This is a genomic window from Abiotrophia sp. HMSC24B09 (genome assembly GCF_001815865.1).
In the GTDB taxonomy this organism is placed as follows: domain Bacteria; phylum Bacillota; class Bacilli; order Lactobacillales; family Aerococcaceae; genus Abiotrophia.
In genome coordinates this window covers 276,234-297,270 of sequence record NZ_KV822195.1, presented here as the reverse complement: position 1 = coordinate 297,270, position 21,037 = coordinate 276,234, and the positions used below count along the sequence as shown (strand labels likewise).

Below are 21,037 nucleotides of genomic sequence, written 5' to 3'. Positions count from 1 at the left end.
TTCTAGGCCACCCTACCTTCTGGCAAAAGTAAAAGAGGCTGAGATTTCTCAGCCTCTCATCTTATAATTAACGTCGTGTTTGTTTACCAGCATTTCGGCGTTTTGAGCCTGCAGCCCCAACGCTTTCCTTAGTTGGCACAAGACGGTTACGGTTAGCTTCCTTGGTTGCTTGGGCCGTTACATCCTTACGCGGACGACGTGGCGTTACCTGTACGTTGGCCATGTCTTGGTCAATGATTTCTTGGATCTTTGGTTTGACCACATGGTTAGTATAGAGCTGTTGCCCAATCATGAAGACTGCCCCCGCCAAGAAGTAGAGACCTAAACCAGCATCTGTTGTCCAAGTCATCCAACCAAAGAGGATTGGGTTCATCCAGAACATAACTTGACTTGTTTGACCGGCCTTCTCATTACCTGGTGTGCTTGGCATTTGTTTTTGCATGAGCCAGCTTTGAAGAATCGACACAGCAACCACCAGAATCACAATGAGGGTTGAACGTTGCCCTAACTGGATACCTAAGAAAGTAGAGTTTTGAATAGCTGTCGAAGTCCGAATCGCGGCATAAACGGCCGAGATGACTGGCATTTGTAAGAGCAGTGGCAAGCAGCCAGATAAACCACCTAGCATGTTGATGTTGTATTTCTTGTAGACACCCATCAACTCTTGTTGCAAGCGAGCACGCTCTGCTGGATCTTTACTTGCATTGATTTCTTCTTGAATCTCGTTGATTTCTGGTTGGGCCACCTTCATACGCGCCTGGCTAATCATGGTATCACGCGTCATCTTCAGGGAGGATGGCAACATGAAGACCCGTGTTAGCAAGGTCACAATGATAATAGCTAAACCATAGCTATTGAATAAGAAGCCCGCTAAGAAGTCTAGGAAGGCAGCGGCTGGTTTACCCAGATATTCATAGACCGCCCCATAAGGTTGACCATTAGCATCATAGGACACACAGCCTGATGCAATCAATACAACGACGACCAAGAGGGCCATCAATTGCCAGTTACGTTGTTTTTTCAAAATTACTTCACTCATTTCCGAAAGTTTTCACCTTCTAACTATATAAAAATACGCTCTCTTTTTCAAGTATTTTCGTCTAGTCAAGGTAAAATCATCCTCTAGCCCGAGGGATGACGCGTCTTAATTCAATCATAAATAAAAGGATGGGAAGCTTCCCATCCTCTCTAGGCTTATAAATTTTTGGCCAAAACCTTCTTCTTGTTCTTCTCAATTTCTGCCTTGTCCAGCAAGATTGGGAATTCTACATAGAAGATAGAACCATGGTGGAGCACACTCTCCACATAGATCCGACCCTTATAACTATCCACCAATTGCTTGGCGATGCTAAGGCCTAAGCCATTCCCACCTTTCTGGCGGGAACGTGCCTTATCCACACGGTAGAAGCGTCCGAAGACCTTTTGCTTGTCTTCCTGGCTCATACCCTCACCGAAATCTTGAATAGCGATTTCGACCGTCGTGAAGGAAGCACTAACCGCGATATGGATTTCTTGGCGATCGGTACTATACTTGACCGCGTTATCCAGGAGAATAATCAAAATCTGCTCAAAGTGATTTCGATAGATTTTGACATAAAGTTCCTTGTCCTCCCCTTCCGAGTCCAGATAAAATCGGAAATTAGGATAGAGCATAACGAAGTTATTGAAGACCTGACGCGTAGTGGCATAAATTTCGGTCATTTCATCCTTATAATCGACTTCAGCATGATCTGCCCGCGACAAGTCTAACATCATTTGGACTAGGTCTTTCATGCGGGTTATCTCTTGCAAAGAGGCGTCAATGGACTCAGCCAAAATCTCAGGATCGTCTTTGCCCCAACGATTAAGCATTTGCAAATGGCCTTCTACAATGGCGACAGGCGTCCGCAACTCGTGAGAGACATCTTCCACAAATTGCTTTTGATTTTGAACATAGCCATCAATTTTGTCCAGGAGGCGATTGATATGAATGTTCAAATCACTCCACTCGTCATTACTGCGCGGTTTGCGAATCCGGATGGTCGACAAACTCTCTTCTTCCACCAAGTCCAGCGTATTATTAAGATACTCCAAAGGAAGTAAAAGATAACGCGCTAAACCATAGGCAAACACAAGGGAAAATACTAATATGGCGACCAAGACCCAACTACTTAGCTGCTGTTGCTTAGCTAACCAGTCCTGATATTGAAGAGGACGGTAGATAAATTGTAGGGTTCCCCCATTCGCCCCATCCCTTCCTGGCAGACTAACCGTTCCTATGACCAAAAGTTGTTTCTTATACGGATAGATATCCACTTGCGGCGATGCTGCCACAGTCGGCACATCCAGACGACGTGTCTCATAAACTAATTGATTGGCACTATTATAGAGGCGCAAACTAGTTTCAGGATTTTCCAAAGCTGCTAAAAGAGACAAGTCATCAGCCCTTGCATTTTCTGCATTGGTCCCCAGTCGATCAATATCTAATTTGGATGCCTTGAGAACAGACTGCGTTTGATCCAAGCGCATCTGGCCATTAGCCTTGATGGCGGCGAGGGCTTGTTCTTGACTCAAGTGCCGGTATCCCATTAAACTGGCAACCCCAATAAGATTAAAAACTAAAAATAATAAGATACTCCACTTCCATTTAAGCGAAAGTGGCTGTTTAAGCTGGAAACTCGGTAATCTCATGACTAGGTTCTCATGACGTAGCCTGTCCCGCGAACGGTCTGGATATAAGAGTCCTTGCCAGGTACGTCAATTTTGTTGCGGAGATAACGAATGTAGACATCCACCACATTGGTTTCGACTTCCGTTTTGTAACCCCAGACCTTGTCTAGCAGGACTTCACGAGACATAACCGTATTGAGATTTTCCATCAAGTAGAGTAAGAGTTCGTACTCACGCTTGGTCAAATCAATGACTTGATCATCACGTTTAACAATGCGGCCTTTCTTCTCGATGACCAAATTACGGTATTTAACAGATGACTGCTGGGATTGATTCTTCTCTTCCTTGTTATGGTCAATGCGACGGAAGAGTGCCCGCAAGCGGGCCAATAATTCCTCAATGGCAAATGGCTTAACAATGTAGTCATCTGCCCCTTGGTCTAGACCAGATACGCGGTCAATAACGGAATCACGCGCCGTCATGATGATAATAGGGGTGTCCTTAATGGGACGAATGCGACGGCAAACTTCGAGACCATTTAATTCAGGTAACATTAAATCTAATAGGATAACATCCCATTCCTGATTAAGGGCAGTCTCCAAGCCCTTTCGTCCGTCATGACAGATGGCTGTTTCATAGCCTTCATGCTGAAGTTCTAAGTCAACAAAGCGGGCTAGGTTTTTCTCATCCTCAATAATTAATACGCGGTGTTTCTTTGTATCTTCCATTTAATCGCCTCCTAATGCAATTTAGATACTCTCTTCCCTATTTTACACAATTATGAGAAAAAATTCTAGTCTAGAAGCTGATTATTCTCATGATTTTGCCACTTTTTTAGATAAAACTGGCCATGACCCCGAATTTCCATAAAAAAAAGAGGCAGAGAATTAATCTCCACCTCATAATAGTCCTATGGAATCCAGTAGTAGGCCCCGTTGGTTAAAATTTCTGCGATTGTATTAACATTCATACCTGAGTTCAACTCGTAAGTACCTGCAATTAGAAGGGTTGATAGATCCCATTGTTCTACCACTTCCAAGAAGACATCTGGTGAGCTGATAATCCCAGCATCATACAAGTTTTGAGCAACATCTTCGGATGTGTCCCCAGGATTAACAGTGAAGTTACCACCTTCAGTGGTCCATTGACCGTTTCTAGGTGCTGATGTTCCTTCAGTGCTTGTGCCATTGTTCTGCTCTTGACCTGTCTCTGCTTGGTTGTTAGCTTGGTCACTTTCACTTGAACTTGAGCTTTCACTGCTTGAAGAAGATGACTCATTGCTAGAACTTGAAGCCGAATGGCTCTTCAAAGCTTCTAATTCACTACTTTGACGTGATGCTTGTTCTTTTAAAGAAGTTAACGAAGCATTCAAGACATTTTGAGTTGATTCTAAGGCCGATTTTTCGCTTGATAAAGCATCCAATTGTGCTTGTTGATCCGCATTAGCAGTCGTCGACCCTCCGTTTAAAAGGTTGGTCCCATTGACACCTTGGACAGGTAATTGTCCTTGTGACAAGGCAAAAGCTGCTGTTACCACTGCTGATGCTAAGAAACCAACAGCTAGCGAGCGTAATGTGTTACGCGATAATTTCATACTAGTCCTCCTTGTCCTTTGTTAGCGATTTTCAATATAATCGTCAACGATAGTTTGGATAATTTCTTGTGATAAAGCCACATGGTGAGAAATCTCATGCATGGTGTAGCCTTGCGAGTAGAGACGAATCACTTCTTCACGGGTCAAATCTGATACATCATCCAGTCCTAATTCCAAGGCTGGTTCTGCTTCAGCTTCCACGTAGTGATTGCCTACTTGAGCAGGTGCTTCAACCGCCACAGCTTCTTGTTCACGGGCTGCCTTTTCAAGCTCAGCTAAACGAGTTTTCATGGCATAGAATTCTTGTGATTGTTGAGCCGTAAATTCGTCCAATTGGTCTTGAACGTTGTCATCTTTGACATAAATGGATAAGGCAAATAAGACGATGGCTACAACTAATAAAATACAAACTAAAATCCAGAGTTGCATATGACACCTTCCTTTCGATAGTTACTTCACTCCTATTGTATCAAAGTATCCGCAAGTTACAAGGGGCGTCGGGTAACAAATATGTTACAGGCTTGTTGTAATCAACCAAAATTAGCGAAGTGCTCTTTCTAATAAACTAATTGAGTGCAATTATAGTGTACTTTTCTCTTTTGCTTCCCTAAGTCCTATATTTCCAGGCCCAAAAGGCAAAGAAAAAAAGCCCGAACCATAGATTCAGACTTTTAATTTTGGTGTTTTATCTTATTTAAACCCGTCAGAAAAGACAAAGCGGGCATGATAAAAATATTCTAAACCCGAGTAAATGGTGAAGAATAGACAGACATAAAGCAAGAGATTAGCCAGGGAGAAGCCCCAGACTGACCGCCCCATATCTTGCAATAAGAAGCAGATAATAGCTAGCATCTGTGTCGTCGTCTTAATTTTGCCCGGCATAGCGGCTGCCATCACCTTACCATTGGATTGGGCAATCAATACTCTTAAGCCTGTCACCATCAATTCTCTGGCTAGAATGATAAAAACCACCCATCCCGGTACAGAGCCTAATTGAACTAGTAAAATCAGCGCAGCCATGACTAGCAATTTATCAGCCATGGGATCGAAGAAAGCCCCAAAAGAGGTCACTAATTGGTATTTGCGCGCCAGGTAGCCATCAAGGAAGTCTGTAAAGCTCGCTAGGGCAAAAACCACAGCGGCCCAGACTTGGTTGACAGGAATGGCAGTCCCTAACCACACAACTTGGTCAGCCGAATGGTTTAATAGCAAGAAGATAAAGACTGGAATCATCAGCATCCGCAAGAGCGTTAACTTATTGGCGATATTCATGACTATCCTCCCTGATGGCTAGACCTTATTGGCCATTGTTATCGTTGTTCTGTTGGCGATTAGGATCCAGAACGGCTGGTCCTTGATAAGAACCTTGGCCTTGGTTTTGATTTTGGCTCTGGTCTTGACCTTGTTGATTTTCTGCCGCTTGATTAGCTTCATTAGTGCTTGAGCCTGTCGGCTGATCTGCATGAAGACGGAAGACAATAGAATCTGTGATATAGTCGTTAGCGATTTTAACAGTCTTACCATTCACCTGAATCTCGCCACCCTCAGGGTAACCTAGGCGAATGCGGACGCTACGGGTTTGGCCTTTAACTTTAATCTCTAAGGTTTCACCTTCAGTCACCGTTGTATCCATAGTGATTTCTTCATCCTCATAGACACCTACCCAGACATAATTCTTGCCTTTAACAGTGAACTTAAATTTATTCATCGGCGCATAGAGTTCGTAGGTTGTTTCTTCGCCTTCACCAGATACGCGCTTTCCTTGGACATCGCCAAAGAACTCTGCGCCGTCAATCTTAGCTTGGGAAGCAGATTCACTACTGCTGTTAGCGGCATGTTGGGCAGCAGAACTTGGTTCTACTGACGATACAAGACTAGTAGAACTAGAATTATTAGCCTGCTGTTGCCGCTCTCGTTGAGACACAGAGTAGATGGTCCAGGTAATAAAGGCCATAACCAAGACAAATACCCCAGCTAGCATGAGAACTGGCAAGTGCTTAGCATAGCGATCTAAGAGCGATTGTTCTGACTGGGCTTGGTTTCTGTTCAAACGGCTAGGCATCGCTTCTGCTTCTTGGTCATCATATTGAGATAAGCCATGTTCTACCGCTTCTAACTCATTATGATAATCTAAGAGTAGGCTATCTCCATCTAGGCCAACCATGTCAGCATATTGTTTAACAAAAGCTCTAGTATAGAAGTTACCAGGAATTTCTTCGAAGCGTCCTTCCTCAATCGCCACCAAGTATTTTTTCTTAATTTTTGTCATTTGTTGTAAAGTATTTAAGGTATATCCTTTTTCAATGCGGGCATCGCGCAATTTAGTTCCTAATTCACTCATCGCCGTTCATCCTTTTCTTTCTGCATTCAAAAAGTATTATATCATATTCTGACATGAGGGTTAATGATTTTCGCTTAAAGTTTCAAAACTTCTTCTAAAAAAAATCAAGAGGCCAAGTCCCACTATGGACTTGACCTCTTGGCCTATTCACTTACGGGATTAACTAGGACCTCAACTGCCTCTGAGGCTCCTGAGAGCACTTGATGACCAAATTCCTGGAGGTCTGATAGTTTGATTTCCTGAAGGCAAGTCAGGATATCAGCTAATTCGTAACTATCCATCACAGCTTCGATCAATTCATAAGCAATGAACTCCAAGGAATTTAGGTGCTGTAAGAAATCACCAATGCGCCCTGTCACCACTTGTTTCAACTGCTCCTCAGTCAAATCCGGGTTATGTTGCCAGTTAGCCAAGAGCTCCTTGATTGCAGCAATCAAGTCTGATGTATGATGACTCTGGGCATGAATAGCCAAATGGTGCATCTTGTGGTCTAAATGATAAGACTGGTAGAAATTGGTATCTACCCACTGTTGCTGGTACCAGCTAGCATAGGCTGACGACATAGGTCCCATTAGTAGTTCGAAGAAGACTTCCCCAATAATACGTTGGCGAATCAATTCTATGCCCGATAATTTTTGTGGTGAAAAGCGCCAAGCCAACTCGATAATTGGCTGACTGATTTCCCGCTCAAGCTGAGTTTTAGGCAGAACGGGAGCTGTCACCTCTTCTACTACCCTTTGATAGTGTGGTAGCTCAAATGTTTTGCGAGCCTGATTAGCCTCAATGACAGCGAGTAAAGCTTGTGGGTCAAAGTTCCCTACCACAATCAAATTCATATTGCTTGGATGGTAGAAGGTATCGTAGGCCAAGCGTAAATCTTCATAAGTGGTAGCCTTAATACTTTCTTCCGTACCTAAAATATCCACTCCTAAGGGATGGTCAGGATAGAGGGCTTGATGCAAGGCTTGATAGGAAACCCCAAGTGGATCATCCTGATACATATAAAGCTCTTGCGTGATAATGCCCTTTTCCTTCTCGATGCCTTCTGGTGTGAAATAAGGAGTCTGCACAAAATCAAGCAAGGTTTCGACATTGCGTTCAATATAATAGGAAGCAGAGAATAGATAGGAAGTCTGAAAGTAGTGGGTGAAAGCATTGGCCATAGCCCCCTGCTTCATAAAGAGCGCAAAGGCGTCTAGTCCTCCTTGGCCTTCAAACATCTTGTGTTCTAAGAAATGGGCAGCTCCCGCAGGAATGGTCTTTTCTTCTCCCGTTTCCTTGTGTCGCACCACTTGATCCACCGAACCATAGTGTGTCGTCAGAATTCCGTAACTGCGGTGGTAACCTGGTTTAGGTACCAAGCGAACGGTCAAACCATTAGCTAGCACCTTTTCAAAGAAGGTTTCATCCAAAACTTTATGATAGTGTTCTTTCATCTTTACCTCCTACTAGGGCATAGGCCCCCACCAAATGCCATTTGCCTAAGCAAGCAATGACCTCTTCCGCCTTGAGGGCTCTCACCACTGATTCAAAGTAGTCTGTCGACAAATCGAAATCAGGATACAAATCCTGGGCAATCATCTTATCAGTCTCCAAATGTTGATAGTCTCGCGACTGTACATCGGCACTCAAGAGGGTCAGTTTCACTTCCTCTAAGTAGTCCCCTTCTTCCAAGCTCAGCATTAAGTCAGCCAACTGGGCTTGGACTTCCTCATAAACATGCCCCACCTTATCGGGGCTAATGCCCGCCCGTACCAAGGCAAAAGAGCGGTGAAAATCAAGACCAGAATGAATGGCATAGGCCAGACTCTGCTTCTCTCGAATTTCTGTAAAGAGTCGAGAAACAGGCAGGTAGCCAAAAATCCCATTGGCCACTTGTAGTATAATACGTTCCTTAAGGCTCTTGGCCGGCGGAAAGGCAAAGGCCATAGCCAAGTTAGCTTGCTGGCCCTGAACCTTTTCCTCAATCAATTGGCCTAGATTATCAGTTGACAAAGGCTTATCTAAGGCCAGATAGTTATCACCATAATCCCAGTCAGCCTGGCGACCCTTTAGTGACCAGCTCTCTAGCCACTTAATCAAGTCACTATCGGTCAAATCACCATTGCTGACGAGATAGAATTGGGCTTCCTGGCAAATTTCCCTATGAGCCTTAGCCAGGTCAGCTAGAGTCAGGGCTTGGACTCTGGCCACATCCCCTAGATTGGCCAAGGCATTATCAGGAGTCTCACGGTAAAGCTCCTGGTAAAGTTTTTGAACCACCAAGCGTCGTTTGTCATCGCTCATCCGCTCAATCCGTTGTAGCTGAAAGGCCTGCTCCCGTTCAAACCGAGCCTGAGATTGAGGCGTGGCTAGGGCTAGCGACTCCTGTTCAAACAATAACTGACCCATTAAGTTTAGCCAAGCCGGCATTAAGTCAGGCATCTGAACCAGACTTGGCCGAACACTTTGGCTTGCCATAACAAATTCTAGAAAATGCCCCTTACGTTGGACCCCTACTGATAGAGAGGCACCATAGAGTTGGGCCAAAATGCCTTCCAAGGCCGCCTTACTTGGAATACGATCACTCCCGTCTTCCATCATACGAGCCAGCAAGGACCAGGCCGCCGCCCGCTCAGCTTGATAAGGTAAGATAGCCTTTATAATGACTTGGTTGGTTTTATATTTAGTGGAGGCAACCGCCTGATAGTGGATGCCAGCTTGCCATTCTTGCATGGCTTTCTCTCCTTCATTAGGAAAAAAGCCCCATGCCAGCCCCTGAATGGAGCCAACACGGGTCTTTCTCCTCTTATTTTGATTTGATGTAGGTTGTCCCAACGGCTTCTGGCGCCTTGGAGCGGCCAACGAAACCAATCAATACAATAATTGTAATCACATAAGGTGCAATTTGCAAGTAAACTGACGGGATATCCCTAATAACTGGAATGGAAGCCCCGATAACGGCCAAGGACTGAGCTAAACCGAAGAAGATAGCTGCTAACATGGCCCCAATTGGGTTCCATTTACCGAAAATCATAGCGGCCATGGCCATAAAACCTTGACCGGCAATGGTCGATACCGCGAAGTTTTCTGAAATAGTATGAGTGTAGGCTGCCCCACCAATCCCACCTAGTAAGCCAGAAAGCAAGACGCCAGAATAGCGCATGAGGTAGACATTAATCCCCAAGGTATCGGCAGCCTGAGGGTTCTCCCCGACTGACCGCAAGCGCAAACCAAAACGCGTCTTGAAGACCAGATACCAAACTACAAAGGCTAGGACGATCCCTACATAAGCCAAGATAGAAGTTTTGGCGAAGAAGATTGGCCCGATAACTGGAATGTCTGATAAGACTGGGAAGTCAAATTTACCAAACTTGGTTTTGATTGAGTCTGTTTGACCCTTACCTTGGAAAAGGACCTTGGTTAAGAAGATAGCCAAGGATGGTGCAATCAAGTTGAGCACGGTCCCTGAAATAATGTGGTCAGCCCGTAAATTAACGGTCGCTACCGCATGAATCAAGGCAAAGAGCAAGCCACAAAGCCCACCGACTAGGAGCGCTAGCCATGGGGTGAAGTCGCCAAATTGACCGGCAAAAGTCAGGTTGAAGACAACTGATGAGAAGGCCCCAATGACCATAATCCCTTCCAAACCTACGTTAACAATCCCACTTCTCTCAGAGAAGACGCCACCAAGGGCAGTAAAAATCAGCGGTGTTGCGTACAAGAGCGCATTGGATACAACTAAAGCGAGTATATTTTGCATTATGCTCCCTCCTTGCTGCTGACTTTATTGCTGCGAACCTTCTCCATAATGAAGCGGAAGATATAGCTACATCCGACGAAGAAAATAATACAGCCAATGACGACGTTGACGATTTCACTCGGAATCTTAGCAGCCAAAGGCATCAAGTTCCCACCGGTCTTGAGACCACCAAAGAGAATACTTGAGAAGAAAATTCCGATTGGATTGTTCATCCCTAAAAGGGCAACGGCCATACCATCAAAGCCAATATCGGGTGCTTTACCATTCATCAAGAAGATGTTACGGAACTCACCTAGCCCGTTCATGACCCCACCCAGACCTGCAAGAGCACCAGATAGGACCATAGATAGGATAATATTGCGCTTGGCGTTCATGCCCGCATAGGCTGAGGCAAACTTGTTCATCCCTACAGCCTTGAGTTCAAACCCAAGGGTCGTACGCGTCATTAAAATATGAACGACTAGAATCATTAAGACTGAAATGAAAATACCAGCATGTAAGGTAGACCCATTGGTCAAGTCTGACAACCACTGCATTTTTAAGGTAGCATTGTCTTTCAAGATAGGCGTTGCATCCAAACGGCTGGTAATGACATTACGCAAGAGATAGTCTGATAAATAAATCGCCGTATAGTTGAGCATGATGGTCACGATGACTTCACTAGTATCAAAGTAAGCCTTAAGGAAACCAGCGATAGCTGCCCAGAGGGCACCTGCCACCATCCCAGCTACAATGGCAATTGGTAAGACGATAAAGGATGGTAAATCACCTAAAATCAGCCCCACCCAAACGGAGACTAACCAACCACAGAGGGCTTGACCAGCCAAACCAATGTTGAAGAAGCCAGCCGTATAGGCTACTGCGAAGCCTAAACCTGTTAACATAAGTGGGGTGGCAGCCCGTAGAGTCTGACCAATATTGAATGGTTTACCAAATGCTCCATTGAAGAGGGCCTCATAACCTTTAACCGCATCATAACGGAAGAGCCACATAATCAAGGCTCCCACGATAATCCCAATCACAACAGATGCAATAGGAACAAAAACGGCACGTAGTTTATCCTTCATGATTAGCGTCACCTCCTGTTTGACGATGGCTTAATACTTCTTCATAAGAGGTCCCCGCCATCATCAAGCCGATTTCTTGTTCATTGGTTTCAGATGCCGGAATATCTGCCATGATATGGCCGTCGTGCATGACAATAATGCGATCGGATACATTGAGAATTTCGTCTAATTCGAAACTCATCAAGAGGACAGCCTTCTGATCATCACGTTCAGCAATCAAGGCCTTATGGATAAATTCAATGGCCCCTACGTCTAAGCCCCGAGTTGGGTTAGCTGCAATGAGGAAATCAGGGTTCAAGCTTAACTCACGGGCAATAATGGCCTTTTGTTGGTTCCCGCCCGAGAGTGACTTAACTGGCACTTTTTCAGAGACGGTCCGCACATCATACTGCTCAATCAAGGCCTTGGCCTTCTTCTCAATAGCTTGGAAACGTAAGAAGCCTTTTTCAGAGTAAGGTGTATGATAGTAGGATTTGAGCACTAAGTTTTCCTCAACCTTCATAGGCAAAACCAAGCCATATTTGTGGCGGTCTTCAGGAATATGACCAAAGCCTAACTCCGTAATTTGACGTGGTGATTTACCTACAATATCCTGGCCGCCCAATTCGATTTTACCTGATTCAATTGGAATGAGGCCCGCAAGTGCTAGAATTAGCTCGGACTGACCGTTCCCGTCAATCCCGGCAATCCCCACTACTTCGCCACGTCTTACTTGGAAACTCAAGTTCTTAGTAGCAACAATGCCCCGTTCATCCTTAACCACTAGGTCTTCCACATTCAAGAAGACCTCGCCAGGACTAGCGGCCTTCTTCTCGGTCTTGAAGGAGACGGAACGTCCCACCATCATATCGGCTAATTCCTTAGCAGAAGTAGTGGCTACATCAACCGTATCAATGGACTCCCCACGCCGGATAATAGTACAACGGTCGGCTACCTGCTTAATTTCTGCTAACTTATGGGTAATGATAATAATGGACTTACCCTCACTCGCTAAGGACTTGAGCGTAACCATGAGTTCATCGATTTCTTGTGGTGTTAAAACTGCCGTTGGTTCGTCGAAAATCAGAATATCGGCGCCACGATAGAGGGTCTTGAGGATTTCCACCCGCTGTTGCATCCCCACCGTGATGTTGGCAACCTTAGCGTCTGGATCAATGGCTAAACCATATTGCTTAGATAAGTTCATAATATGAGCCTTGGCCTTCTTATAGTCCAAACGTAAGCCTTGAACCATTTCATTCCCTAACATGATATTCTCAACGACCGTAAAGTCATTTACCAACATAAAGTGCTGGTGAACCATCCCGATATGTAGGTTATTAGCGACCGTTGGATTGGCAATGTTAACCGCTTGGCCATTCATATAAATCTGCCCATCAGTCGGTTGTAAGAGACCGGACAAAATGTTCATCAGAGTGGATTTACCCGCCCCGTTCTCACCAAGCAAGGCATGAATTTCGCCCTTCTTGAGCTCGAGGTTAATATTTTTATTGGCAAAAAATGTCCCAAACTGTTTGGAAATACCGCGCATTTCAATCACTGGATGCGTCACTGTTTCCATAGAATCCCTCCTTCTTAATTAATACTTACCTTATTTTATAAGTGCATTTTACTTTCAAAAAAGGAGCCAGGTTGCCCCCAGCTCCTAGTACCTAAGCCTTTATTAACGATTTGGTTTTTCAGGTACAGTGATTTCACCTTTGACGATTTTAGCTTTGTATTCTTCAACAGCTTTTTTAGCTTCAGGTGATAATTGGGCAGTCGTTAAGTCAACCCCGCCGTCTTTCAAGCCGTAAATAGTGTTACCAGATTTGAATTTACCTTCTTTGGTCTCTTGTGCGAACTTCTTAACCGCAGAGCCTACCCCTTTGAGTGTTGAAGCTAAGGTTAAGTGACGTTCTTTGCCATCTACAGTGACTAGACCTTCTGCATCTTGGTCTAAGTCAACCCCGATAACATATACTTCACGTTTAGGATCGTTAGTTACGATATCCTTAGCTTCAGAGAAGACACCGTTCCCGGTACCACCAGAAGCGTGGAAGATAACATCTGCACCACCTGAGTACATAGCAGCAGCTAATTGTTTCCCTTTAGCTGCATCAGCAAATGAACCTGCGTATTGAACTTCAACTTTGATAGAAGGATCAACTGCTTTTACGCCTTCAACGAAACCAGCTTCAAAACGGTCAATAACGAAACCTTCGACCCCACCGATAAAACCAACTTGTTTGGTCTTAGTGGTCTTAGCAGCGGCTACCCCTGCTAAGAAGGCTGCTTCATTATCCTTGAAGGTCAAAGAAGCAACGTTTGGTAAGTCAACTACAGAGTCCACAATAGCAAAGTGCTTATCTGGGTATTGAGTGGCTGCTTCTTTGACTGCAGCTTCTAATTTATAACCAATCCCGAAGATTAAGGAGAAGTTTGCTTGGACTGCTGAGTTAAGGTTAGTCACATAGTCAGAGTCGCTATTGGATTGTAAGTAGTCATAGCCACCTACTCCTTTTTCTAACTTGTTTTCTTTACCGAATTGCTCAAGACCTTCCCAGGCGCTTTGGTTGAAGGACTTGTCGTCTACCCCACCTACGTCTGTGACAATCACTGCAGAAAAATCAGCCGCATTTACGGCAACAGGTGCTACCAAACTTGCTACTGTCAAGGCTGTAGCTGCTAATCCAAAAGCTTTCTTCATTAAAACATCTCCTTTGAATATTTCTTACTCGTGAACTCGCGCTGAATTCCCTTACATTATATCATTATTAGGTCAATCTAGCAAGAAATTCGATGATGTTTTACTAAAACCATTCTCAATCGTTCGTATATTTTCATGAAAATGTCGCCCTAGTGCGCTAGATAGCCGAAAAGTCAACTAAATCTTGCTTAAAGCAAGGCAGTCTAAGCCCTAAAAGCATAAAAAAAGCGAACCTTCTAAGTTCGCTTCTTATAGGCTTAATGTTGTCCCTGACGCTTAGCCAGTTGTAAGGTCACCTGATAGAAAATTGGGGTTAAAATAGCTGCGACAAAAGCTTCCAAGATCCCGTTGGTCGCAATGATGCCCCCTAATAATTGCCAAAGACCGGTCTGGTCTACCCCTTTAATGGTCATATAAACTTCTTGCTTGAATAAAACAATAGCTCCTAAAACCAAGAAAGTATTGAGAAAACTACCACTAAAGCCAGCCAAGGCTCCCACTAGACGTGGATTTTTACTCCAAGACTTGAATACCACAATCAAGCCGGCCAAAATCAATGGCATGAGCATACGTGGCAAGACGCTGACCATGACATCACTTAAAACTTGGGCATTAATGGGTGACACAGGTGCAGTTAGGGCACGAATCCAAGAATTTAATCCCCAAGCCGTCCCAACCAAGACGCCCTCTTTCCAACCTAGCCAGAGAGTTGCTAAAATGACGGTAACATGGATGTAAGTAATGGATAAGACTGGGGTCGGAATGTTACCCAACATAGGCACCCATGATTGGATAATAATCAAGGCCACAAAGACACTTAATTTAACTAGTTGGTTGGTTTTATTTTGCGAACCATAGCGTTGATTTTGAGTCATGTCTTAAGCCTCCTTCACTAGGGGATTGACAGCCACCCCATCTTTAACAAAGATATAGGCCGGCTCACCATGACCCTCATCAAACTCAACCGACAAATCATGTCCATCGAAGAACCATTCGTCACGACTCTCAATATAGAAGAGCACGCCGTCTGCTTCATAAGTGACACCTGGTTCACTTGGGTAGTTGGTTTCCATAGCGAGAGAAAAGCCGCTGTTAATAGGGCTACAACCATAAACCTTGACTAAAAAACGTACGCCAGCCCCTTGGGGCAATCCTACTTCTTCCTTAAACCAAGCAACTGATGCTGGATCTACTTTTAATTCCATCCCTTACACTCCTTCTCTTGACTTGCTGTTTTTATTATAGCATGGTCCTTAAGACAGGACCTAACTAGGTGCTCACTGACCGTCCAAATGATGGTGAACCGCGTAAATAGCCGCCTGAGTACGGTCTTCTACTTCCAACTTGGTGAAGATATTGGAGACATGGGTCTTAACCGTCTTAAGGGTAATGACCAGTTCCTCGGCAATGGCTTGATTGGAGTAGCCTTGACCTATTAGACGTAAGACATCCAACTCCCGATTAGTCAACTCATCATGAGGCTTAGGCCGTGCTTGATCTAATCGGTGCTCGATAATCTTCTCTGTCACGGCAGGTTCAATCACCTTATGCCCTTGATAGGTAGAACGGATGGCTTGGGCAATTTCAGCAGCAGACGAAGTCTTAAGTAAGTAGGAGCTAGCTCCCGCCTCCATAGCCGGATAGACCTTCTCATCATCCAGGAAGGAGGTTACGATAATAATCTTAGCTTGAGGCCAATCTGCCATAATCTTCTGAGTAGCCTCAATCCCATCCATGACATCCATGACTAAATCCATGAGGATAATGTCTGGTCGTAATTCAAGGGCCTTATGATAGCCTTCTAAGCCGTTACAGGCTTCCCCCACTACTTCCATGTCAGACTGAATCATTAAATATGATGAGACTCCTAGTCGGACCATTTCATGGTCGTCCACTAGTAATACCTTAATCATCTACTTACCTCCTTAAAATCTTATAGGAAGGGTGATATCCAGAACGGTCCCCTTACCTGTCATACTGAGAATCTTACATTCGCCCCCAAGATTGGTCACCCGTTCTCGAATATTACGCAAACCATAGGATCCGACCTTGTCAGCCTTATCCATGTCAAAGCCTAGGCCGTCATCCACAATTTTGAGCTGAGCCGAGCTCTCATCCACTTGAAGGTAAACCTCCAGACGGTTAGCTCTAGCGTGTCTTAAGGTATTAGAAATAGCTTCTTGTACAATGCGGAAGAGATGGTCCTCAATACCGGATTCCAAGCGCACATCGGCCAAGTCCCAGACAATCGTCGTCGGAATCTTGGTCTGGAGCTCAAGTAATAACTGTTCAATCCCCTGCTTAAGGGACCGATCTTCTAATCCAATCGGTCTCAAATGTAACAAGAGGGCTCGCATCTCAATTTGAGCCGTCGCAATAACCTTATCGACCCGAATAATTTGTTGGCGGATAGGTTCTGCAATCTCAGCCTGCTCTTGGTCTTTGATGGCTGAAAGCATCATGGTGGCTGCAAAGAGCTGCTGACTAACCGAATCATGAAGCTCCCGCGCAATCCGATGGCGTTCAGTCTCGATAATTTCTTCCTTGGTTTCTTCCCCTACGAAGGTTGGGGAAGCAGCAAAATCCTGCAGGTCTCTAGACAGCTGGACGAGCTTGTCACGGATACGGTTGAGATCTGATGAAACAACACCACTATAATCGTACCAGGCGTGCAGTCCCTTGCCAGAATCCTTAAAAATAGGATGTTGATATTTTCCTAGCAAAAGCCAATTAATCTTAGCCCGAAGCTCTTCATAAGGGCCACTGAGGAAGAAAGTCAGGAAGCCTGATACTACCAGGGCAATACTGAAATTAGCTCCTACCAAGACTAGATAAAATGGAATTTGGAACCAGGTCAACTCCCAGAGACTAGCCAAACTCAAGGTCTGGAAGACGTAGACTTGAAGACCCACCATAATGGTTGTAATGGCCAAATTAACCAAGAGCTGATAGAGGAAGAGACGGCGCCATAAATGTAGGTTCATAGCACAATCACCTCCACTTCACCAAAGGCAACAGAAATCATGATATTGAGACGCCGTGGCGTGGCGGCATATCCCGCAGTCTCCCAACGGAAGTTTTCCCCTACTAAGGAATAGCTTTGGTTCTCGAAGACCACCGCACCTGATATAGCTGAGATATTGAGCCGGAAACCTACGTCACGCGGAATAATCAGCCGCGTACGGCCAAATAATTTACGAATGACAATGGTCGATTGCTCAGGCGGCAGGAGGGTGTTGCCCAAGTCGACAATGGAGCTCCCCCCTAAGAAAACAATATTGATATCATCCCATTCATAATAGTTGGTTTTAGATTCCATAGAGGCGATCAGGGATTCGCGCTTGATTAGGGTCCGCTGACCACTCTGAGGTTGGATTAACTTGACCCCGTGATAGGCTTCCTTGGCACCACCGAAGGGATGGAGTAGTGACTCTCCCCAAACTAGGAACTCATTGCCGTTAGGTCCCCGGAAGAGCCAATAAAAGAGCACCAAGACCAAGAGCACTAGCCAGATAGATTGGGTCATGAAAATGGCCACAAAGAAACTAGTCAGAGACAAAACCAAGGTCATGCCCCTAAAAATCCCGATGGGTATGTAGACACTGGCAACTAGCAAGACTAGGCTACCTAAAAACAAGAGAAAGGTGACGCCCCGCCCCATGAGTTCAAAGACCAAGGCTGTCCCAGCCAAAGCAAAAATCTGAAAAATATGGCGCTTTAAAAAAGCAATCATCTGTCCGCCCTCCTTTCTTAGCTTACGCTTCTTATTATAAACAATTTTAAGCCATAGGAAAACCCTTAACCCCCATCCCCTAGGAAAAGCTGCTCCATAATTCGGCAAAAGAAAAGAGGCTAGCATCACATCCTAGCCTCTAAGTAAGTTAATTTTTCTCAATTTTGGTAATCTTCAAATCGAAGGATCCGCCTGGTGTTTCCACCGTTACGACATCCCCTAATTTTTTACCAATAATTGCCTTAGCAATTGGTGAATCGTTAGAGATTTTGGCTTCTAATGGATCTGCTTCAGCAGAACCCACAATGGTATACGACTCTTCGTCACTACCTGGTAATTCAATGAAGCTTACCGTACGACCCAAGGTCACCACATCATCTGCCACATCGCGATCATCAATGATTTGCGCAAAACGAATCATTTTCTCAATGACAGAGATACGTCCTTCAACGAAGGCTTGTTCGTCCTTAGCTGCATCGTACTCTGAGTTTTCAGATAAGTCACCGTATGAACGGGCAATCTTAATACGCTCGATAATCTCCTTACGTTTATTAACTTTTAAATCTTCCAATTCAGCCTCTAATTTGGCTTTCCCTTCCAGGGTCATTGGGTATACTTTTTCTTCCATATACGTCTTAACTCCTTATTTTTAATGGATAGTTGCTTCTCGTCCCCTAGGAGAAACAAAAGAACACGAGCGAATTGGCCTTACGCCAACTCACTCGGTCTTGCCTCTGTCAGAACAGAAATAATATAACACTATCTTGGTCATTTAGCAATCATAATTTGACAGTTAGGCATAAAAATTTATAGAGCATCTTTTGCTTAGGCTTCTTGTTTGGCTTCGAGAGCCTTGCCTTGTAGGATAGAATGAATCTTGGTGGCTAAGAGGTCAATCGCCACTTGGTTATAGCCCCCTTCTGGGACAATAATATCGGCGTAACGCTTGGTTGGCTCAATAAATTGGTGGTGCATTGGCTTAACCACGTCCACATATTGGTTAATAACCGACTCCACTGAACGGCCACGCTCTTTAATATCGCGGAGAATCCGGCGAGCCAAACGAATATCATCATCGGTATCAACATAGACCTTAATATCCATTAAGTCGCGTAAGCGCGGATCTTCCAGAATAAGAATTCCTTCCACGATAATGACATCCTTAGATTCTTGATGAATGACTTCACTGCTACGCGTGTGGTTGGCAAAGTCATAAACCGGCTTATCAATGGCTTCCCCTGCTAAGAGGCGATTGAGATCGGCCACGAATAAATCCGTGTCAAAAGCCAATGGATGGTCATAATTGGTTTTAAGTCTTTCTTCAAAAGGTAGGTGCGATTGGTCCTTATAGTAGAAGTCATGCTGGAGCATCATGACAGATAAATCGGCGAAAATCTCCATGAGCTTCATGCTGACACTGGACTTTCCACTCCCGGAACCCCCGGTTACGCCAATTACAATCGGACGATTTGACATACTATTTTCCCCTCATTCTATTCTTATTCTGTTTCGCTTGATGATAGGCTTGATTCTTGACTGCTATTCTTATTGACATACTTAGCAACTAGAGCTTCATGTTCTTCCAAGGTTGTCGCATAGTAGACATTTCCGGTCTCGATATCCGCTACAAAGTAGAAGTAGTCTGAGGCTGTTGGATAGATGGCAGCCTGAATTGCACTGAGACTTGGGCTATTGTAGGGCCCTGGTCCTAAGCCCGTATGCTTATACAGGTTGTATGGTGAGTCCACTTCAGTATCCTTAATGGTCACCAGTTCCTTGTGTTCACCTAAGGCATAGAGGACGGTAATATCGGATTGCAGTGGCATATCGTTGTTCATACGGTTATAGAAGACACCAGAGATGAGCTTGCGATCTTCATCTGTGACCCCTTCCTTCTCTATGATAGAAGCTAAGGTCAAGATTTGATGGAAACTTAAGCTAGTATTGCCCATATCTTCCTTGAGTTTTTGGTATTCAAGGTTCATCTTGCCCACCATTTGTTTAATCAGGTCTTTAACATTGGTACCAGCGATATAGTCATAGGTTGCCGGATAGAGGTAACCTTCTAACTTATATTTGAGTCCTTCTACCCCATCCAAACCTGAAATTAAGCTCGGATATTGAGATTTTAACTCTTCGATGAAGCTAGCATCATTAGCAGTTGCTAAGAAATCAGCTGCCTTAATTGGGGTGTTTTCTTCCACCATTTGGGCAATTTGTTCCAGTTGCATACCTTCAACAACGGTTAGTTTGGTATCCACATCGACTTCGATCGGTTTACCACCCTTTTGAAGGGTTGCAATAATGGTATCGGCATCCATGGCAGGACTTAAGTCATAGTGACCAGCTTGGAGACCATTGACACTTTTGGCCTTCATATAGAAGCTAAAGATATCGGCATTCTTAATCAAGCCTTGAGACTTAAGTAATCGCGCGATGTCCTTACTGCTAGAGCCAATTGGAATGGTCACTTGCATGGTCTCTGTCTTTTGGTTGTTAACTGCCTTTAGGGAATCGTTATAGTACCAGAAGCAACCTAAACCTACAACTAAGGCCAAGGCAACTAATCCTAAGATAATGTATTTGACGATGCGTTGGGTCATCAATTCTTCTTTTACCTGATGATCTTCCTTAAGTTCCGCATCTTGTTTGACTTTGTCCCAATCTACTTTCACTGAGGAACCTCCTTCGCTATGTGATAGATTCAATATATCCTATGCATTATATCAATTTTTCTGTTAAATAGCCATTATTTTCCCTTTACAAGTCGGTTAAAGACTCGCACTATAAAACTAAAACTATTTCTATTCATCTTTAGCCTCCTAGATAAAAAACAAAATAAAACCTGGGAGTCATATTCAAACTCTCAGGTTTTTACTAGCTTAGAAATTGCCTTCTTCGTCTAAGAAGGTATTGAGGACTTCCTCAACCATATCCCATTCTTTCTCATCTTCGATTGGCAATAATTCACCGGACTGTCCGTCCTCGCCTTCCGTAAATGAGTAAGCTTGAAGTTCTACGTCCTCATCGTCAATAGCACCCGCTGGGTAGAGAATGACGTAGTTCTTACCATAATCTTCTGATTCGAAGGTAAAGAGAATCTCGTATAAAGCCTCATTTCCGTTCTCATCCACAATGGTAATATGTTCGTGGTGGTCGTGGTCATGATGATGATGATGATCATGATCATGATCGTGATGGTGGTCGTGTTCGTGTGGCATA

The 21,037-nt window shown here is 44.4% G+C and carries 22 protein-coding genes; all 22 read right to left on the bottom strand.

Annotation, left to right across the window (positions count from 1 at the left end):
* Positions 1 to 67: 67 nt before the first annotated feature.
* The 22 genes from yidC to HMPREF3093_RS02455 all read right to left on the bottom strand — a co-directional run bounded on the left by yidC (position 68) and on the right by HMPREF3093_RS02455 (position 21,036).
* Positions 68 to 1,039 (bottom strand): membrane protein insertase YidC, encoded by a 972-nt coding sequence (gene yidC / locus HMPREF3093_RS02560; protein ID WP_070755461.1) that lies wholly within the window; start codon positions 1,037 to 1,039, stop codon positions 68 to 70.
* A gap of 155 nt (positions 1,040 to 1,194) precedes the next feature.
* Complete coding sequence (locus tag HMPREF3093_RS02555; protein WP_257244479.1) at positions 1,195 to 2,553, bottom strand: sensor histidine kinase; 1,359 nt, start codon at positions 2,551 to 2,553, stop codon at positions 1,195 to 1,197.
* A 119-nt stretch (positions 2,554 to 2,672) separates the two neighbouring features.
* Entirely contained in the window at positions 2,673 to 3,377 is a 705-nt protein-coding gene (locus tag HMPREF3093_RS02550; protein ID WP_023390788.1) for a response regulator transcription factor, read from the bottom strand.
* A 182-nt stretch (positions 3,378 to 3,559) separates the two neighbouring features.
* Positions 3,560 to 4,243 (bottom strand): endolytic transglycosylase MltG, encoded by a 684-nt coding sequence (locus tag HMPREF3093_RS02545; RefSeq protein ID WP_070755459.1) that lies wholly within the window; start codon positions 4,241 to 4,243, stop codon positions 3,560 to 3,562.
* Positions 4,244 to 4,264: 21 nt separating this feature from the next.
* On the bottom strand, positions 4,265 to 4,672 hold the full coding sequence (locus HMPREF3093_RS02540; protein ID WP_070755458.1) for a hypothetical protein: 408 nt from the start codon (positions 4,670 to 4,672) through the stop codon (positions 4,265 to 4,267).
* A gap of 261 nt (positions 4,673 to 4,933) precedes the next feature.
* On the bottom strand, positions 4,934 to 5,515 hold the full coding sequence (pgsA, locus tag HMPREF3093_RS02535) for a CDP-diacylglycerol--glycerol-3-phosphate 3-phosphatidyltransferase (protein WP_070755456.1): 582 nt from the start codon (positions 5,513 to 5,515) through the stop codon (positions 4,934 to 4,936).
* 25 nt (positions 5,516 to 5,540) lie between these two features.
* Positions 5,541 to 6,584: a helix-turn-helix domain-containing protein gene (locus tag HMPREF3093_RS02530; protein WP_070755455.1), complete on the bottom strand. Its 1,044-nt coding sequence runs from the start codon at positions 6,582 to 6,584 to the stop codon at positions 5,541 to 5,543.
* 143 nt (positions 6,585 to 6,727) lie between these two features.
* Positions 6,728 to 8,020: an EF-P 5-aminopentanol modification-associated protein YfmH gene (gene yfmH / locus HMPREF3093_RS02525; RefSeq protein ID WP_070755454.1), complete on the bottom strand. Its 1,293-nt coding sequence runs from the start codon at positions 8,018 to 8,020 to the stop codon at positions 6,728 to 6,730.
* Positions 8,001 to 9,299, bottom strand: coding sequence for a M16 family metallopeptidase (locus HMPREF3093_RS02520; RefSeq protein WP_070755453.1), 1,299 nt, complete (start codon positions 9,297 to 9,299; stop codon positions 8,001 to 8,003). The genes yfmH and HMPREF3093_RS02520 overlap by 20 nt, the downstream gene beginning before the upstream one ends.
* A 73-nt stretch (positions 9,300 to 9,372) precedes the next feature.
* Positions 9,373 to 10,326 (bottom strand): ABC transporter permease, encoded by a 954-nt coding sequence (locus HMPREF3093_RS02515; protein ID WP_023390795.1) that lies wholly within the window; start codon positions 10,324 to 10,326, stop codon positions 9,373 to 9,375.
* Positions 10,326 to 11,393, bottom strand: coding sequence for an ABC transporter permease (locus HMPREF3093_RS02510; RefSeq protein WP_070755451.1), 1,068 nt, complete (start codon positions 11,391 to 11,393; stop codon positions 10,326 to 10,328). Before HMPREF3093_RS02510 ends, HMPREF3093_RS02515 begins: the two co-directional genes overlap by 1 nt.
* A complete protein-coding gene (locus tag HMPREF3093_RS02505; RefSeq protein ID WP_070755450.1) occupies positions 11,383 to 12,954 on the bottom strand; it encodes an ABC transporter ATP-binding protein in 1,572 nt (523 codons plus the stop codon). Before HMPREF3093_RS02505 ends, HMPREF3093_RS02510 begins: the two co-directional genes overlap by 11 nt.
* Before the next feature lie 102 nt (positions 12,955 to 13,056).
* A complete protein-coding gene (locus HMPREF3093_RS02500) occupies positions 13,057 to 14,082 on the bottom strand; it encodes a BMP family lipoprotein (protein WP_070755449.1) in 1,026 nt (341 codons plus the stop codon).
* A 257-nt stretch (positions 14,083 to 14,339) separates the two neighbouring features.
* A complete protein-coding gene (locus HMPREF3093_RS02495; RefSeq protein WP_070755448.1) occupies positions 14,340 to 14,957 on the bottom strand; it encodes an ECF transporter S component in 618 nt (205 codons plus the stop codon).
* 3 nt (positions 14,958 to 14,960) lie between these two features.
* On the bottom strand, positions 14,961 to 15,287 hold the full coding sequence (locus HMPREF3093_RS02490) for a HesB/YadR/YfhF family protein (RefSeq protein ID WP_023390800.1): 327 nt from the start codon (positions 15,285 to 15,287) through the stop codon (positions 14,961 to 14,963).
* 72 nt (positions 15,288 to 15,359) lie between these two features.
* Positions 15,360 to 15,995, bottom strand: coding sequence for a response regulator (locus HMPREF3093_RS02485; protein ID WP_070755447.1), 636 nt, complete (start codon positions 15,993 to 15,995; stop codon positions 15,360 to 15,362).
* Positions 15,996 to 16,007: 12 nt separating this feature from the next.
* Positions 16,008 to 17,066 (bottom strand): sensor histidine kinase, encoded by a 1,059-nt coding sequence (locus HMPREF3093_RS02480; protein WP_070755446.1) that lies wholly within the window; start codon positions 17,064 to 17,066, stop codon positions 16,008 to 16,010.
* A complete protein-coding gene (gene liaF / locus HMPREF3093_RS02475) occupies positions 17,063 to 17,815 on the bottom strand; it encodes a cell wall-active antibiotics response protein LiaF (protein WP_070755445.1) in 753 nt (250 codons plus the stop codon). The genes HMPREF3093_RS02480 and liaF overlap by 4 nt, the downstream gene beginning before the upstream one ends.
* A 148-nt stretch (positions 17,816 to 17,963) precedes the next feature.
* The gene (gene greA, locus HMPREF3093_RS02470) at positions 17,964 to 18,443 is read right to left on the bottom strand and encodes a transcription elongation factor GreA (protein WP_023390804.1); all 480 of its coding nucleotides are present in this window, start codon (positions 18,441 to 18,443) and stop codon (positions 17,964 to 17,966) included.
* A 197-nt stretch (positions 18,444 to 18,640) separates the two neighbouring features.
* On the bottom strand, positions 18,641 to 19,291 hold the full coding sequence (gene udk / locus HMPREF3093_RS02465; protein WP_035363815.1) for a uridine kinase: 651 nt from the start codon (positions 19,289 to 19,291) through the stop codon (positions 18,641 to 18,643).
* A 23-nt stretch (positions 19,292 to 19,314) separates the two neighbouring features.
* Entirely contained in the window at positions 19,315 to 20,490 is a 1,176-nt protein-coding gene (mltG, locus tag HMPREF3093_RS02460) for an endolytic transglycosylase MltG (protein WP_070755444.1), read from the bottom strand.
* Positions 20,491 to 20,697: 207 nt separating this feature from the next.
* Positions 20,698 to 21,036, bottom strand: coding sequence for a DUF1292 domain-containing protein (locus tag HMPREF3093_RS02455; RefSeq protein WP_070755443.1), 339 nt, complete (start codon positions 21,034 to 21,036; stop codon positions 20,698 to 20,700).
* Between the last annotated feature and the right edge of the window lies 1 nt (position 21,037).

Coding starts and splice junctions, on each gene's coding strand:
- yidC (WP_070755461.1), bottom strand. CDS start 1,039: ATGAGTGAAGTAATTTTGAAAAAACAACGTAACTGGCAATTGATGGCC.
- HMPREF3093_RS02550 (WP_023390788.1), bottom strand. CDS start 3,377: ATGGAAGATACAAAGAAACACCGCGTATTAATTATTGAGGATGAGAAA.
- HMPREF3093_RS02545 (WP_070755459.1), bottom strand. CDS start 4,243: ATGAAATTATCGCGTAACACATTACGCTCGCTAGCTGTTGGTTTCTTA.
- HMPREF3093_RS02540 (WP_070755458.1), bottom strand. CDS start 4,672: ATGCAACTCTGGATTTTAGTTTGTATTTTATTAGTTGTAGCCATCGTC.
- pgsA (WP_070755456.1), bottom strand. CDS start 5,515: ATGAATATCGCCAATAAGTTAACGCTCTTGCGGATGCTGATGATTCCA.
- HMPREF3093_RS02530 (WP_070755455.1), bottom strand. CDS start 6,584: ATGAGTGAATTAGGAACTAAATTGCGCGATGCCCGCATTGAAAAAGGA.
- yfmH (WP_070755454.1), bottom strand. CDS start 8,020: ATGAAAGAACACTATCATAAAGTTTTGGATGAAACCTTCTTTGAAAAG.
- HMPREF3093_RS02520 (WP_070755453.1), bottom strand. CDS start 9,299: ATGCAAGAATGGCAAGCTGGCATCCACTATCAGGCGGTTGCCTCCACT.
- HMPREF3093_RS02515 (WP_023390795.1), bottom strand. CDS start 10,326: ATGCAAAATATACTCGCTTTAGTTGTATCCAATGCGCTCTTGTACGCA.
- HMPREF3093_RS02510 (WP_070755451.1), bottom strand. CDS start 11,393: ATGAAGGATAAACTACGTGCCGTTTTTGTTCCTATTGCATCTGTTGTG.
- HMPREF3093_RS02505 (WP_070755450.1), bottom strand. CDS start 12,954: ATGGAAACAGTGACGCATCCAGTGATTGAAATGCGCGGTATTTCCAAA.
- HMPREF3093_RS02500 (WP_070755449.1), bottom strand. CDS start 14,082: ATGAAGAAAGCTTTTGGATTAGCAGCTACAGCCTTGACAGTAGCAAGT.
- HMPREF3093_RS02495 (WP_070755448.1), bottom strand. CDS start 14,957: ATGACTCAAAATCAACGCTATGGTTCGCAAAATAAAACCAACCAACTA.
- HMPREF3093_RS02490 (WP_023390800.1), bottom strand. CDS start 15,287: ATGGAATTAAAAGTAGATCCAGCATCAGTTGCTTGGTTTAAGGAAGAA.
- HMPREF3093_RS02485 (WP_070755447.1), bottom strand. CDS start 15,995: ATGATTAAGGTATTACTAGTGGACGACCATGAAATGGTCCGACTAGGA.
- HMPREF3093_RS02480 (WP_070755446.1), bottom strand. CDS start 17,066: ATGAACCTACATTTATGGCGCCGTCTCTTCCTCTATCAGCTCTTGGTT.
- liaF (WP_070755445.1), bottom strand. CDS start 17,815: ATGATTGCTTTTTTAAAGCGCCATATTTTTCAGATTTTTGCTTTGGCT.
- greA (WP_023390804.1), bottom strand. CDS start 18,443: ATGGAAGAAAAAGTATACCCAATGACCCTGGAAGGGAAAGCCAAATTA.
- udk (WP_035363815.1), bottom strand. CDS start 19,291: ATGTCAAATCGTCCGATTGTAATTGGCGTAACCGGGGGTTCCGGGAGT.
- HMPREF3093_RS02455 (WP_070755443.1), bottom strand. CDS start 21,036: ATGCCACACGAACACGACCACCATCACGATCATGATCATGATCATCAT.